General features: G+C 61.5%; 10 protein-coding genes. 1 reads left to right on the top strand and 9 read right to left on the bottom strand.

Annotation, left to right across the window (positions count from 1 at the left end; all coding sequences use genetic code 11):
- The first annotated feature begins 9 nt into the window (after nucleotides 1-9).
- A complete protein-coding gene (locus NRB16_RS14015) occupies nucleotides 10-1,341 on the top strand; it encodes a DEAD/DEAH box helicase (protein ID WP_257106352.1) in 1,332 nt (443 codons plus the stop codon).
- A 433-nt stretch (nucleotides 1,342-1,774) separates the two neighbouring features.
- On the opposite strand, the gene NRB16_RS14020 is transcribed toward NRB16_RS14015, so the two are convergent.
- From NRB16_RS14020 to NRB16_RS14060, 9 genes are all read right to left on the bottom strand, one after another.
- Nucleotides 1,775-2,749 (bottom strand): peptide ABC transporter ATP-binding protein, encoded by a 975-nt coding sequence (locus NRB16_RS14020; protein WP_253114890.1) that lies wholly within the window; start codon nucleotides 2,747-2,749, stop codon nucleotides 1,775-1,777.
- On the bottom strand, nucleotides 2,749-3,717 hold the full coding sequence (locus NRB16_RS14025; protein ID WP_257106353.1) for an ABC transporter ATP-binding protein: 969 nt from the start codon (nucleotides 3,715-3,717) through the stop codon (nucleotides 2,749-2,751). Before NRB16_RS14025 ends, NRB16_RS14020 begins: the two co-directional genes overlap by 1 nt.
- A gap of 10 nt (nucleotides 3,718-3,727) precedes the next feature.
- Nucleotides 3,728-4,657, bottom strand: coding sequence for an ABC transporter permease subunit (locus NRB16_RS14030; protein WP_253114887.1), 930 nt, complete (start codon nucleotides 4,655-4,657; stop codon nucleotides 3,728-3,730).
- Nucleotides 4,658-4,667: 10 nt separating this feature from the next.
- On the bottom strand, nucleotides 4,668-5,678 hold the full coding sequence (locus NRB16_RS14035; protein WP_045487471.1) for an ABC transporter permease subunit: 1,011 nt from the start codon (nucleotides 5,676-5,678) through the stop codon (nucleotides 4,668-4,670).
- Between the two features lie 74 nt (nucleotides 5,679-5,752).
- On the bottom strand, nucleotides 5,753-7,348 hold the full coding sequence (locus tag NRB16_RS14040) for an ABC transporter substrate-binding protein (protein WP_257106354.1): 1,596 nt from the start codon (nucleotides 7,346-7,348) through the stop codon (nucleotides 5,753-5,755).
- Nucleotides 7,349-7,375: 27 nt separating this feature from the next.
- Complete coding sequence (locus NRB16_RS14045; protein ID WP_045487475.1) at nucleotides 7,376-8,974, bottom strand: ABC transporter substrate-binding protein; 1,599 nt, start codon at nucleotides 8,972-8,974, stop codon at nucleotides 7,376-7,378.
- Between the two features lie 241 nt (nucleotides 8,975-9,215).
- Entirely contained in the window at nucleotides 9,216-10,838 is a 1,623-nt protein-coding gene (locus tag NRB16_RS14050; RefSeq protein ID WP_257106355.1) for an ABC transporter substrate-binding protein, read from the bottom strand.
- 264 nt (nucleotides 10,839-11,102) lie between these two features.
- On the bottom strand, nucleotides 11,103-12,704 hold the full coding sequence (locus tag NRB16_RS14055) for an ABC transporter substrate-binding protein (protein WP_257106356.1): 1,602 nt from the start codon (nucleotides 12,702-12,704) through the stop codon (nucleotides 11,103-11,105).
- Between the two features lie 76 nt (nucleotides 12,705-12,780).
- A complete protein-coding gene (locus NRB16_RS14060; protein ID WP_257106357.1) occupies nucleotides 12,781-14,943 on the bottom strand; it encodes a Het-C domain-containing protein in 2,163 nt (720 codons plus the stop codon).
- Nucleotides 14,944-15,132 lie beyond the last annotated feature (189 nt).

Here is a 15,132-nt window from a genome sequence, read left to right on the forward strand (position 1 = left end):
GGTATTACCATGACATTCGCTTCCCTCGGCCTGATCGAACCCTTGCTGCGCGCCCTCCAGGGGCTGGACTACCAGACCCCGACGCCGGTGCAGGCCAAGGCGATTCCCGCCGTACTGGACGGCCGCGACCTGATGGCCGCCGCCCAGACCGGCACCGGCAAGACCGCCGGGTTTGCCTTGCCTTTGCTGCAACGCCTGACCATGGAAGGCCCCAAGGTCGCTGCCAACTCGGTGCGTGCCCTGGTGCTGGCGCCGACCCGTGAACTGGCCGAGCAGGTCCACGAGAGTTTTCGGCAGTACGCCGAACACCTGCCGTTGAGCACCTATGCGGTGTATGGCGGCGTGAGCATCAACCCGCAGATGATGCGCCTGCGCCGTGGTGTTGACGTGCTGGTGGCGACGCCAGGCCGGTTGTTGGACCTGCACCGGCAGAACGCCGTCAAGTTCAACCAGGTGCAGATTCTGGTGCTCGATGAAGCCGACCGTATGCTCGACCTGGGCTTCAGCGAAGAACTGCGTAACGTCTACGCTGCGTTGCCCAAACGCCGGCAGACCCTGCTGTTCTCCGCGACCTTCTCCGAGCAGATCCGGCTGCTGGCCGGGCAGATGCTCGACAACCCGCTGAGCATCGAAGTCAGCCCGCGCAACGCCGCAGCCAATACGGTCAAGCAATGGGTGGTGACGGTCGACAAAAAGCGCAAGACTGAACTGTTCATCCATCTGCTCAAAAAACAGCGCTGGGGCCAGGTGTTGGTGTTTGCCAAGACCAAGGCCGGCGTCGACCAGCTCGCCGAGCGCCTGCAAGGCCTGGGCATCAAGTCCGATGGTATCCACGGCGACCGCCCGCAAGCCACCCGCCAACGCGCACTGGACAGCTTCAAGGCCCGTGAAATCCAGGTACTGGTCGCCACCGACGTCGCCGCCCGTGGCCTGGACATCGACGACCTGCCGACCGTGGTCAACCTCGACCTGCCGATCGTTGCCGAAGACTATGTGCACCGTATCGGTCGTACCGGCCGTGCCGGCCAGACCGGTGAAGCGATCTCGCTGGTATGTGCCGACGAAGTCGAACAACTGTCGGCTATCGAAACCCTGATCCGTCAGGTCCTGACCCGCAACGACGAGCCTGACTTCATCCCCGACCACCGCGTCCCGGTTACTGACGCCAGCGGCCAGATCCTCAAAAAGCCGAAAAAACCCAAAAAGCCCAAAGCCAGCGGCGGCAAAGGCAACCTGGGCAAATGGATCGACAGCGGCGAAGCCGAACCCAGCGCCCCACCGGTCAAACCGGTCCGCAAAGTGCCTGCTTTCAATACCGGGCCGCGCAAGCGCAAGCCTTGACGGCGGACGAGCCTGCATAGGCTCGGATCTGCCGCTGCCGCTGAGTTTGCTTTTGATCTTCGAGCCGAGATGGCACAGACGCCGCGAATCGCGACTTGGGTGCAGGCCGAAGGTAGGCGTCGATTTGGGGGAGAAATCAGCATGGATGCTGCTGATTTTGAAACCGAGGGCAGGCGCTCTGGGCAGGACGCCCATCGCGCCGGCCCCCGAATCGGCGCCGGACGGAGGGAAGTCTGCCCGCAGGGCGGACCCAAACCAGGAGCAAGCGGTTTTCCCCTATTTTGCCCGGGGCACGTTGCCAAGCACAAAATAGGGTCGCCCGTCGGGGCGAAACCCGCAGCCCAGACAACTGCGGCAAAGACCTTTGCACCGATCGGAAGAGCTTCGCGGCTGAAGCCGCTCCTACGGAGCCCACAAGCGGCCCGTCGCCAAGTCACGCCGCCACAAACTGCTCCGCATAGTGACAAGCCACCTGCCGTCGATCCACCTCACGCAACGCCGGCACCTCCTCGGCACAACGCTGCGTCGCATACGGGCAGCGCTTGTGAAACGCGCAGCCACTCGGCGGGCTCAGCGGATTGGGCAGTTCCCCCACAATCTTGATCTTCGGCTTCAACGGATCAGGATGAATCGTCGGCGTTGCCGACAACAGCGCCTGGGTATAAGGGTGCAGCGGCCGCTCGTAGATCGCTTCTTTCGGCCCCATTTCCGCCGGCCGACCCAGATACATCACCAGCACCGAATCAGCCACATGGCGGACCACCGACAGGTTGTGCGAGATAAACACATAGGCGGTCTGAAACTGCTGCTGCAGATCCATGAACAGGTTCAACACTTGTGCCTGGATCGACACGTCCAGCGCCGAAGTCGGCTCATCGGCCACCAGCACCTTCGGTTGCAGCATCATCGCTCTGGCCAGGGCAATGCGCTGGCGCTGGCCACCGGAGAACATATGCGGGTAGCGCTGATAATGCTCCGGGCGCAGCCCCACCTGGCTCATCATCGCCTGCACCCGCTCGCGGCGTTCGGCGCGGCTCAGGTCAGTGTTGATCAGCAGCGGCTCGCCAAGCTGGTCACCGATCTTCTGGCGTGGGTTGAGCGACGCGTAAGGGCTCTGGAACACCATCTGCACATCGCGGCGCAACTGCTTGCGGTCCGCCTTGCTGGCCCCGGTCACTTCCCGACCGGCAATCTGCAATGAGCCCGCTGACGGTTCCTCGATCAGGGTCAGGGCCCGGGCCAGGGTGGACTTGCCACAGCCCGATTCGCCGACCACCGCCAAGGTCTTGCCGGCCTCCAGCTCGAACGACACACCGTTAAGGGCGCGCACGGTGGCGCTGCCCTTGAACAGCCCCTGGGAGACTTCATAATGGCGGTGCAGGTCGCGGGCAGTCAGTACGACGCTCATTACGCCACCTCCTGATTCAAGGGATAGAAACAGCGTGCCAGGCTATGCGCCTTGGGGTCCAGGGCCGGGCGCTGGGTATGGCAGTTATCGCGCACATAGGGGCAGCGCGGTGACAGCAGGCAGCCCAGTGGTCGGTCGTAGCGGCCCGGCACCAGACCCGGCAGGGTCGCCAGGCGCTCGGCGCCCAGACTGTGCTCCGGGATGGCGGCCAGCAGCGCTTCGCTATAAGGGTGGGCCGGTACGTCGAACAGGCCAGGCACCTGGCCGACTTCCACGGCTTGCCCGGCATACATCACGCAGACCCGCTGGGCGGTTTCGGCCACCACTGCCAGGTCGTGGGTGATCAGCACCAGGGCCATGTCCTGCTCTTTTTGCAGGTTCAGCAGCAGGTCCATGATCTGCGCCTGGATGGTAACGTCCAGCGCGGTGGTGGGCTCGTCGGCGATCAACAGCTTGGGCTCACCGGCAATCGCCATGGCAATCGCCACCCGCTGGCTCATCCCGCCCGACAATTGGTGCGGATAAGCATCCAGCCGCTGAGCCGCGCCAGGAATCTCGACCTTTTCCAGCAGCTCCAGGGCGCGCTGGCGCGCCGCCTTGCCGGACAGACCCAGGTGCTGGCGCAGCACTTCGATGATCTGGTAACCCACGGTGTAGCTGGGGTTGAGTGCAGTCATCGGGTCCTGGAACACCATGGCCAGGTCTTTGCCGATGATCTTGCGTCGTTGCCGGGCATTGAGTTTGAGCAGTTCGTTACCGTCGAAACGCAGCGCATCGGCCTGGATGATGCCGGGATGATCGATCAGGCCCATCAAGGCCATCATGGTCACCGATTTGCCCGAGCCGGACTCACCGACGATGGCCAGCACTTCACCTTTTTCGACTTTCAGCGACAGGCCATCGACCACGGGGACGGCTTTGGCATCGCCGAAGCGCACGCTGAGATTATTGATTTCAAGCAGTGACATGGCAGGTTCCTCAGGCGGCGTTCTTGAGTTTCGGGTCCAGCGCGTCGCGCAGGCCGTCGCCCATCAGGTTGATTGCCAGCACGCTGAGCAAAATGGTCAGGCCGGGCAGGCTGACCACCCACCAGGCACGTTCGATATAGTCCCGTGCCGAGGCAAGCATGGTGCCCCACTCAGGGGTGGGCGGCTGGACACCCAGGCCCAGGAAGCCCAGTGCGGCGGCGTCGAGAATCGCCGAGGAGAAGCTCAGGGTCGCCTGCACGATCAGCGGCGCCATGCAGTTGGGCAGCACGGTGACGAACATCAGCCGTGGCAGGGTGGCGCCAGCCAGCCTTGCTGCGGTGACGTAGTCGCGGTTCAGCTCGCCCATCACGGCGGCGCGGGTCAGGCGCACGTAGGACGGCAGCGAGACGATGGCAATCGCGATCACGGTGTTGATCAGGCCAGGGCCGAGGATGGCGACGATGGCCACCGCCAGCAGCAGCGAGGGCAGGGCCAGCATCACGTCCATCAGACGCATCACCGACGGGCCGATCAGGCGCGGGAAGAACCCGGCCAGCAGGCCGAGCAGGATGCCGGGAATCAACGACATGACCACTGACGACAGGCCGATCAGCAGCGACAGTCGCGCACCGTGGATCAGTCGCGAGAGCAGATCGCGGCCGACCTCATCGGTGCCGAGGATGAACTGCCACTGGCCACCCTCCAGCCAGGCTGGCGGGGTCAGCAGGAAGTCGCGGTATTGCTCGCTCGGGTCATGGGGGGCGACCCACGGGGCGAACAGGGCGCAAAAGATGATCAGCAGCATGAACGCCAGGCCGGCCACGGCGCCTTTGTTTTTAGCGAACGCCTGCCAGAACTCCCTGAATGGCGACGGGTAGAACAGGCTCTGATCGACGGCTTGGGCGCTGCTTTGTTCGCCCTTGGCTTGCTCTTCACTCATGGCTGGTATCTCAGCGTTGGTGACGGATGCGCGGGTTGGCGATGCCATAAAGAATATCCACAACGAAATTGACCAGGATCACCAGGCAGGCGATCAACAGGATGCCGTTCTGCACGACAGGGTAGTCACGGGCGCCAATCGCCTCGATCAACCACTTGCCGATGCCCGGCCAGGAAAAGATGGTTTCGGTCAGCACGGCGCCGGCCAGCAACGCGCCGACCTGCAGGCCGAACACGGTGAGCACCGGAATCAGCGCGTTGCGCAGACCGTGGACGAACACTACTCGTGCCGGCGACAGGCCTTTGGCCCGTGCCGTGCGTACGTAGTCTTCACGCAGCACTTCGAGCATCGAGGAGCGGGTCATCCGGGCGATCACCGCCAGCGGGATGGTGCCCAATACGATGGCCGGCAGAATCAGGTGGTGCAGGGCATCGAGGAACGAGCCCGGTTCGTCGCTGAGCAGGGTGTCGATCAGCATGAAGCCGGTGACGGGCGGGATGTCGTAAAGCAGATCGATGCGTCCGGAGACCGGGGTCCAGCCCAGGGTCACCGAGAAGAACATGATCAGGATCAGGCCCCACCAGAAGATCGGCATCGAATAGCCGGCCAGCGAGACGCCCATAACCCCGTGGTCGAACAGCGAGCCGCGCTTGAGCGCCGCGATCACTCCGGCCAGCAGCCCCAGCACCCCGGCAAACAGCAGAGCGGCCAAGGCCAGCTCTACGGTGGCGGGGAATAGCGAGAGGAATTCTTTCCAGACGCTTTCGCGGGTGCGCAGCGATTCACCGAGGTCGCCCTGGGCGAGTTTTGCGATGTAATCGACGTACTGCTCATGCAGCGGTTTGTTCAGACCCAGGCGCTCCATGGCCTGGGCGTGCATTTCGGGGTCGACCCGGCGTTCGCCCATCATCACCTCCACCGGGTCGCCGGGGATCAGGCGAATCAGGGCAAAGGTGAGCAGGGTAATCCCGAAAAAGGTGGGGATCAGCAACCCCACCCGGCGGGCAATGAAACTCAACATTCTGCGATGTTCCTCATTAGGCCGTTCAGGCAAATCCGCCGCTTGCCCCGTGCGGGGTGTGGCGGAGTGGTTGTCTACTTCACGCTCGTGGTCGCGAAGTTGTTATTGGTTAGCGGACTGATAACGAAGCCTTCGACGTTGTGTCGCCGGGCCACGAACAGTTTCGGGTAAGCGAGGCTGATCCAGGGTTGTTCCCGGATGAAAACCTGCTGGGCTTTCTGATAGAGGGCCGCCCGAGTAGAGGGTTCGGTGGTGCCTCGTGCCTGGCTGATGGCCGCCTCGAATTCGGGATTGCACCAGCGGGCGTAGTTTTCGCCGTTGCCTGCCGCCTCGCAACCGAGGTTGGGGGTCAGGAAGTTGTCCGGGTCGCCGTTGTCGCCTGCCCAGCCGGCGAACACCATATCGTGCTCGCCGCGTTTGGCCCGGCGCAGCATTTCGGCCCACTCCATGACGCGAATATCCACGCTCAGGCCGACCTTGGCCAGATCGGCCTGCAACATCTGCGCGCCGAGCAACGGATTGGGGTTGGTCACCCCGCCACCGTTGCGGGTGAACAGGGTCAGTACCTGGCCTTTCGGCACCCCGGCTTGTTTGAGCAAAGCCAGGGCTTTTTGCGGATCATGGGCCTGATTGTGCTGCGTATGATCGAAGCCTGACAGGGTCGGCGGATAAGGGCCGCTGCCTGCTGTCGCCTTGCCATCCCCGAACAATGCCTTGAGATAGGCCTGTTTGTCGAATGCAAGATTGATTGCCTGGCGCACCCTGACATCACTGAGCCAGGGTTTGCGGGTGTTGAGCGCCACATAGCTGGTCATCATGGCTTCCATTTCATCGATGGCCAACTGCGGATCGGCCTTGATCACTTCGATGTCGTCAGGCTTGGGGTAGACCGCCACCTGGCACTCGTTGGCCTTGAGTTTTTGCAGCCGGGTATTGCTGTCCAGGGTGATGGCGAACACCAGAACTTCGCTGGGTACCGGGCCTTTCCAGTAATCCGGGTTGGCCTTGAAGCGTACCTGGGCGTCCTTGATGTAGCGGGTCAGGATAAAGGGGCCGGTGCCCACCGGTTGGCTGTTGAGGCGTTCCGGCTTGCCCTGTTGCAGCAATTGCCCGGCGTATTCGGCGGAATAGACCGAGGTGAAGGGCATCGCCAGGTCACGTAGAAAAGGCGCTTCAGCGCGGCTCAGGGTGAAGCGCACCGTGTGTTCGTCCAGCTTTTCGACGGCCTTGAGCAGGGCGCGAAACCCCATGCTCTCGAAATACGCAAAGCCCACCGACGACAGTTTGTGCCAGGGGTGGGCCGGGTCGAGCTGGCGCTTAAAGCTCCATATCACGTCATCGGCGTTCATTTCACGGCTTGGCTTGAAGTCATCGGTGCTGTGAAATTTCACCCCGCGACGCAGATGAAAGGTGTACTGCAGGCCGTCCTCGCTGATCTCCCAGCGTTCGGCCAGGCCAGGCTGCGGGTCGGTGCTGCCCGGTTTAAAAGCCACCAGCCGTTCGAGGATGGTTTCGGCCGAAGCATCCGCGGTCACTGCGGTGGTGTATTGCACGATGTAGAAGCCTTCCGGGCTGGCTTCCGTACACACCACCAACGGCTTGGCCTGCACCGCCAGGCTGGCGGCTGACAGCGCCAGAACCAGCGGCCAGTGGCTGAAAGTCAGTTTCAATGGCTGCACTCCTGTGCTCTGCAGCAGTTAATCGACAATGCTCACCCCGGAAAAGTCGTTACGGCCGAACGGGCTGACCTTGAAGCCCTGAACGTCGGCGCGCAGCGGCTGGCTGACGGTCGAGTGGGCAATCGGGGTGATCGGCACCTGTTGCTTGAGGTAACGCTGCGCCTGTTGATACAGCCCGCTGCGCAGTTCCCGGTCGGTGCTGGCGATGGCTGACTTGATCAGCCGGTCGTACTGTTCGTCACACCACATCGAGTAGTTGTTGCCACCGATTGCCGCGCAGCTGTAAAGGGTGCCCAGCCAGTTGTCCGGGTCGCCGTTGTCGCCGGTCCAGCCGATCAGCGAGATGTCGTGCTCGCCGTTCTTGCTGCGTTTCAGGTACTCGCCCCATTCATAGCTGACGATACGCGCCTTGATCCCGATCTTGGCCCAGTCGGCCTGCAGCATCTCGGCCATCAACCGGGCGTTGGGGTTATACGGGCGCTGCACCGGCATGGCCCACAGGGTCAACTCCGTTCCTTCCTTGACCCCGGCGGCGCGCAGCAGTTCGCGGGCCTTGTCGGGGTTATAGGGCGCGTCCTGAATACTGCTGTCGTAGGACCACTGCGAAGGCGGCATGCCGTTGACGGCTTTTTGCCCGGCACCCTGATACACCGCATCGATGATCGCCTGCTTGTTGACCGCCATGTCCAGTGCCTGGCGCACTGCCAGCTTGTCCAGCGGCGCATGGCGCACGTTGTAGCTGATGTAGCCCAGGTTGTAGCCGGGGCTTTCGATCACCTGCAGCTGTGGATCGGCCTTGAGCCCCGGTACATCGGCAGGCCGTGGATGCAGGGTGACCTGGCATTCGTTCTTGCGCAGCTTTTGCAGGCGTACCGAGGCGTCGGTGTTGATGGCGAAGATCAACTGATCCAGCTTGACCTGTTCCGGCGCCCAATAGTCGGGGTTGCCCTTGTAACGAATCTGCGCGTCTTTCTGGTAACGCTGGAAGATATACGGGCCGGTGCCGATCGGCTGCTGGTTGATATCCCGCGCCTTGCCTGCGGCCATCAGCTGCTCGGCGTATTCGGCTGACAGGATCGAGGCGAAGCTCATCGCCAGGTTCTGAATAAAGGCCGCGTCGACACTGTTGAGAGTGAAGACAACCGTCATCGGCCCGCTCTTGGTCACCGAATGGATCTTCTTGTCCATGCCCATGCCGGTGAAGTACGGAAACTCGGTGGGGTAGGCGAGGCGAAACGGATGCTCGGTGTTGAGCATACGGTTGAAGGTGAACAGCACGTCGTCGGCATTGAAGTTGCGGCTGGGGGTAAAGGCCTTGTTGCTGTGGAATTTCACCCCTTCACGCAGGTGGAAGGTATAAACCAGGCCATCTGCCGATACATCCCATGAAGTGGCCAGCGCCGGGATGGCCACTGTGCCGCCTTTTTCGAACTCGGCCAGCCGGTTATACAGCGGCTGGGCGGCATCGTTATCGGTGGCCGAGGTGTATTGCGCCGTGTCGAAGCCCGACGGGCTGGCCTCGGAGCAGAACACCAGGCTGTTGGCGGCCAGGGCATGAGGCGCGGCGGTGAACAGCGCCAGGCTCAATAGAGATGCCGTTGCGATGGTAGAGCGCATGATCTTCCCTTTTTCAGGTCTCAAGACGGAACGGGCATAGGCCGGGGAGTGCCCGGATTCGCCAGGTTCTGCACTGTATGTCAGTCGATTCGTCTGGTATGTCGGTCAGAAGGCTTCATGTTTCGTAGGAAAAGTCCGAGAGTTCGCCGCTGAAGCGGCTCCTACAGCAGCTCCTACAGGCTCATGCCTGTAGGAGCTGCTTTAGCAGCGAAGTATTGAGGCAGCGAAGCATCAAAGCAGGCTACTTGATGCCCACCCCATAGAACGAGTTCAGGCCGAACGGACTGATCTTGAAGTCCAGTACATTGGCGCGCATGGGCTGGTAGACCGTTGAGTGGGCGATGGGGGTCAGCGGGACTGCGTCTTTGAGCAGGTGCTGCGCCTGTTTGTACAGCACGGTGCGCTGGTCCTGGCCAGGAGTGGCCTTGGCCTGCTTGATCAGTTTGTCGAACGCTTGATCGCACCACTTGGAATAGTTGTTGCCGTTGACCGCATCACAGCCAAACAGCGTCCCGAGCCAGTTGTCCGGGTCGCCGTTGTCGCCGCTCCAGCCAATCAGCATGGCACCGATTTCGCCGGCCTTGGCGCGTTTGAGGTATTCACCCCACTCGTAGCTGACGATTTTGGCGTTGATGCCGATCTTCTTCCAGTCGGCCTGGATCAGTTCGGCCATCAACCGTGCGTTGGGGTTGTAGGGACGTTGCACCGGCATGGCCCACAGGCTGATCTCGGTGCCTTCCTTGATACCGGCTTGATTGAGCAGTGCCCTGGCTTTGTCCAGGTCGTAAGGCGCGTCCTTGACGGTGTCGTCATAGGACCACTGGGTGGGCGGCATGGCGTTGACTGCCAGTTGCCCGGCACCCTGATACACCGCATTGATGATCGCCGGCTTGTTGACCGCCATGTCCAGCGCCTGGCGGACCTGCAACTGGGCCAGCGGGTTGGCAGCATCGCTGCCCTTGATCTTGTCGGAAACGTTGTAGGCGATATAGCCCAGGTTGAAACCGGCCTGCTCAGGCATCTGCAGGTTCTTGTCGGCCTTGAGCGATTCCAGATCGGCAGGGCGCGGATATGCAGTGACCTGGCATTCGTTGCGCTTGAGCTTTTGCATGCGCACCGACGGGTCGGTGGTGATGGCAAAGATCAGGTTGTCGACCCGCACGTCTTCGGGGTGCCAGTATTCCTTGTTACCGGTATAGCGAATGTTCGAGTCCTTCTGGTAGCTCTTGAACACGAATGGCCCGGTGCCCACCGGCTTCTGGTTGATGTCTTCGGGCTTGCCCTGTTTGAGCAGTTGTTCGGCGTATTCTGCAGACTGGATCGAGGCGAAGCTCATGGCCAGGTTCTGGATGAACGCGGCGTCGACGCTGTTGAGGGTGAACTTCACCGTGTATTCATCGAGCTTTTCGATCTGCTTGATGTTGCTGTCCATACCCATGTCGGTGAAATACGGAAACTCGGTTGGGTAGGCCTTACGGAACGGCTGGTCCTTGTCGATCATGCGGTTGAAGGTGAACAGCACGTCATCGGCGTTGAAGTTACGGCTGGGCTTGAACCACGGGGTGGTATGGAACTTCACGCCTTCACGCAGGTGGAAAGTGTAGCTCAGCAGGTCCGGGGCGATGTCCCAGCGGGTGGCCAGACCCGGCACCACGGCGGTGCTGCCACGCTCGAACTGGGTCAGGCGGTTGAAGATGGTTTCGGCGCTGGCGTCGAAGTCGGTGCCGGCCACGTATTGCGCGGGGTCAAACCCTGCCGGGCTGCCTTCAGAGCAGAACACCAGATTGCCTGCCGCGTGGGCGTAAGGGGTAGCCGCCAGCAGGCTGGCACTGACGAAAAACGGAATGACCGCAGTTTTGAGCATGGTGGCCTCAAGTTATTGTCATTGGAATGTGGTCAGCCTCATGAGCCAACCTTGTCACGTGATATGCAGGGTATATACCCGAATCCAGAAACAGCTCGGTGAGGAGGGAATAAATGTGGAACGATCGTACAGGAATGTCGCAAAAATGAATCAAACGGCAGCGTTTGATCGTTTGCGTGGGCACTTTGCCATCGTTTTCTGCGTCAAAATGCGTCAGGCGGGTGGGTAAGATGCACCCGCCTGAAGCGGTTTGTTACTAGCAGGTTACTTGCTCAGGCTGACGCCATAAAAAGGCGTCAGGCCGAAGGGGCTGATCTTGAAGTCCTGAACCTCTTTGCGCATTGGCTGAAACACCTTTGAGTTGGCAATCGGGGTGATCGGCACCTGGGTCTTGAGAATCTGCTGGGCCTGCTGATACAGCTTGACCCGCTCATCGCGGTTGCTGGTGACCTTGGCCTGTTGCACCAGCTTGTCGTAGGCCGGGTCACACCATTTGGCGTAGTTGCTGCCCTTGACCGCTGCGCAGCTGTACAGCACGCCAAGCCAGTTATCCGGATCACCGTTGTCACCGGTCCAGCCGTAGATCATCACATCATGTTCACCGGCCTTGGCGCGCTTGATGTACTCGCCCCATTCATAACTGACGATATTGGCCTTGATGCCGATCTTGTCCCAGTCGGCCTGGATCATTTGCGCTGACAACCGTGCGTTGGGGTTGGAGGCGCGCTGTACGGTCATCGCCCACAGGTTGATCTGCGTGCCTGGCGCGACCCCGGCCTCCTTGAGCAACTGGCGGGCTTTCTCCGGGTCGTGCGGGGCGTCCTTGATATTCGGATCAAAGCCCCACTGGCCCGGCGGCAAGGCGTTCTGTGCCAGTTGCCCGGCGCTGCGGTACACCGCGTTGATGATCGCCGGCTTGTCGATGGCCATGTCCAGTGCCTGGCGGACCTTGAGTTGATCCAGCGGCGGGTGGGTCACGTTATAGGCGATAAAGCCCAGGTTGAAGCCCGGCTGGCTGAGCACCTTCAGGCGCGGGTCCTTTTCGACTTCTTCGATATCCTGCGGGCGCGGGTAACCGCTGACATGGCATTCGCCGGCCTTGAGCTTTTGCAGGCGCACCGCAGCATCGGTGTTGATCGAGAAAATCAGATTGTCGATCTTCACATCCTCAGGCTTCCAGTAATCCTTGTTGGCGACGTAACGGATCTGTGAATCTTTCTGGTAGCGCTTGAGTACGAATGGCCCGGTACCCACCGGCTTCTGGTTCAGGTCGGCCGCCTTGCCCTGTTTGAGCAATTGCTCGGCGTATTCGGCAGACTGGATCGAGGCAAAGCTCATGGCCAGGTTCTGCACGAACGCTGCATCGACGTTGTTCAGGTTGAAACGCACGGTCTGCTCGTCGAGCTTTTCAATGCTTTTGATGGTGGTGTTCAGGCCCATGTCGGTGAAATACGGCGACTCGGACGGGTAAGCTTTGCGAAACGGCTGGTTGGGGTCGAGCAGGCGGTTGAAGGTAAACAGCACGTCGTCGGCGTTGAAGTCACGGCTTGGGGTGAAGAACTCGGTGGTATGAAACTTCACCCCCTTGCGCAACGTGAAGGTGTAGCTCAGGCCGTCGGCGGCTACCTGCCACTCAGTGGCCAGGCCCGGTTCGACTTCAGTGCCGCCACGCTTGAACTGGGTCAGGCGGTTGAAGACGGTTTCGGCAGAGGCATCGAAGTCGGTACCGCTGGTGTACTGGCTCGGGTCGAAGCCGGCCGGGCTGGCTTCGGAGCAATACACCAGGGTGGTCGCGGCCTGCGTCAGCGGCGCGCAGGCCAGCAGTGCAGCAGTCAACAGCAAGGGTTTGAAGACGGTCTTTTCCATCAGGTCGCTTTTCATTAAATCCCCACGCTAAGGCGGCAGTCAGAGTTGCCGCAGCATGCCCCACTGGCGACTTTTCCTACAAGTCTGCGGATTCCGCAGTGTCCAGGCTGATCAGATCGCCCAGCAGGTGTTCGAACAGCCCCTTCAGGTAATCCCAGGTCGAGCGGCTTTGCTGTTCGAAATTGTGCAAGGTCTGGGCGAGTTGGCTGTGCAATTGCTCTTGCAGGGTTTGCAGTTCCGTAAGCGAACTGGCGCGCTCGATCTGATGCGGGTTACTGATCGCCCATTCGGCGAGCAGTTCGTCCTGCCAGTCGCTGTCACGGGCGTGGCAGAAGAAGCTGGCTGCCAGGTGCAGCGGGTCCTCACCAGGCTGACCGCTCCAGTGGTCGATCATGGCTTGCGCCACCTGGCCGACGGCTTGCGAGGCCAGCAGCCCGGCGGGCTCATGCAGGGGGTGTTCGGCATGGTCCTTGGCCAGTTGCGAGTGGGTCGGGTCGCTGGAACCGTTACTGTTGGGGTCGCCGTCAAACAAGGTCTGGGCATCGTCGACATGGCTGCCAAGCAGGCTCAGGACGCCGCGCTGCACCTCATTCCAGGCGTTACTGACCAACCGCAGCGGGGCGGTCTGGGCCCAGGCCTTGAGCTTGAGTAGCTGCACCAGTCTGTTTTCGCGCAATACGTCGCGGGCCTCGATCCAGTTCTCGTAGGCGCTTAGCAGGCTGGTGTCACGGTGTTCATTGAGCAACACCAGCAGCATGCGGTCGGTGTCGCTCAACTCGCCTGGTTTGTCCGGATTGAACTGCCAGTTCTCGTCCGGGGCGATTAGCCTGGCCACCGGTTGGGCCAGGCTGGCGATCACATCGGCGCCGGCAAAGCGGCCGGTGACCAGCGGTAGCTGCCACTTGCAGTCGACCGGTGAGGTCCAGGCCAGCACCGGATAGCCGAGCTTGGTCAGCCCCAGTTCGATGAAGTTGGAGTGAGCGAAAAAGTCTTCCAGCACATGCAGCGCTGCACCGAAGCGCCTTAGCCCCTCGGGTGTACGGCCGTGCTGCATGGCTGCGCGCAGCTCGTCCTGCATATAGTCGATCGAGCGCTGGATATAGCTTTTCATTGACGTGGCGAAATCAACCTGCAGCGCCGGGTCGCCGGCCAGTACCCACGGCTCGAAGTCCGCGTCGCGTTCAGTCAGATCGAACGCCGCCGTCTCGACCTTGGGGTTGTCGATGTGTTCGCTGGGCCGATAAACCCCGAGCCGTTGCGCGGTGACCTTGAAGCTGTCCGGGTCGCGCAGGCGTGCTTCGGCAAACCGGCGGGTGGCGAGGATATCGACAATCTCGGTCAGCGCCGGGCGCGACAGTAGTTTTGGAAAGTCCTTGGCCATGCCGGGGCCGCGTACCAGCTTGGGGTCCAGCAACTGCGAGTAGTCACGCAGCCAGTTACCGAAGTAAATGGTCTGCCGCTCGTGTTCAGACAAACCCAGTTTCAGCAAGCGCCTTTCGATACGCTCATGGCTGAACTTGCCGTCTTGCTCGCCGGTGGCTTCGAACTGCTCGTGATGCTCGTTGCCCGCTTTACCGGTATTGCGCCCGATGAGCGACTCGCTGGACAGGATCTGCTTGAGGGCCTGTTGCGCGTCGATGCGCAGGCTGACGGGCTGGCCGTTGTTGTCCTGGTAGCTGGCCAGCAGTACCGGCTGCGCGCCAGACCATCCTGCCCTGGCCATGCGCAGTGCATAGCGGCCGCCTTCTTCATTCGGTGCATCGCGATGCACCGGGCCATCGATACTCAGGTCTTCGCGCAACAGCGTGTCGAGGTGATGGCCGAACTCATGCAGGAGAATTTCCAGCAGTTCCCAGGCCGCCTGCGGATTGGCCTGTACATAGTCCAGCGCTGCGCTGTGCAAGCGCACCGTGCGCTGCTGGCTGTCGTATTCGGCCGGGTAGAAGCCGTCAGCGACGATCTGGCAGCGCGGCGCACTGATCTCTTTATCTTGCAAGGCGGTCTGTAGTCTTAAATAGACTTTGGGCGGCAGGTCCAGGCCGAACACCGGCGCCAGCAGCATGACGAATTCTGGCGCCTGGCAACGCCTGGCCAGCTCGGTTAATTGCTCCAGAGCGAAGCGGCTGTGCAGCACGCCCGACGGCACGCGCTGGCGATGCTGGGGCTGCGGCCTGCCCTTGGCCAGCAGGCTCTGGTGGCGCGAGTGATGGGGCCGGGTAGCCGAGATAAGAGGATTCATTCCTTGATTCCTTGAACAACTGTCAATGAGTGTTTGCAAGGACCGAGTGTACGGTTTGATCAGGAATGCAAAATCGGACGCGCTATACGCAGGCTGTGGGATTTTTAGGCGCCGGCGCGGGGTGTTGGCTGGTGTGGCAGGCAGAAAGCGTCAGGCAGGGCCGTTCAGCACAAACAGCCTCGCCCGCGA

Source organism: Pseudomonas sp. LJDD11, assembly GCF_024584215.1.
Classification (GTDB): domain Bacteria; phylum Pseudomonadota; class Gammaproteobacteria; order Pseudomonadales; family Pseudomonadaceae; genus Aquipseudomonas.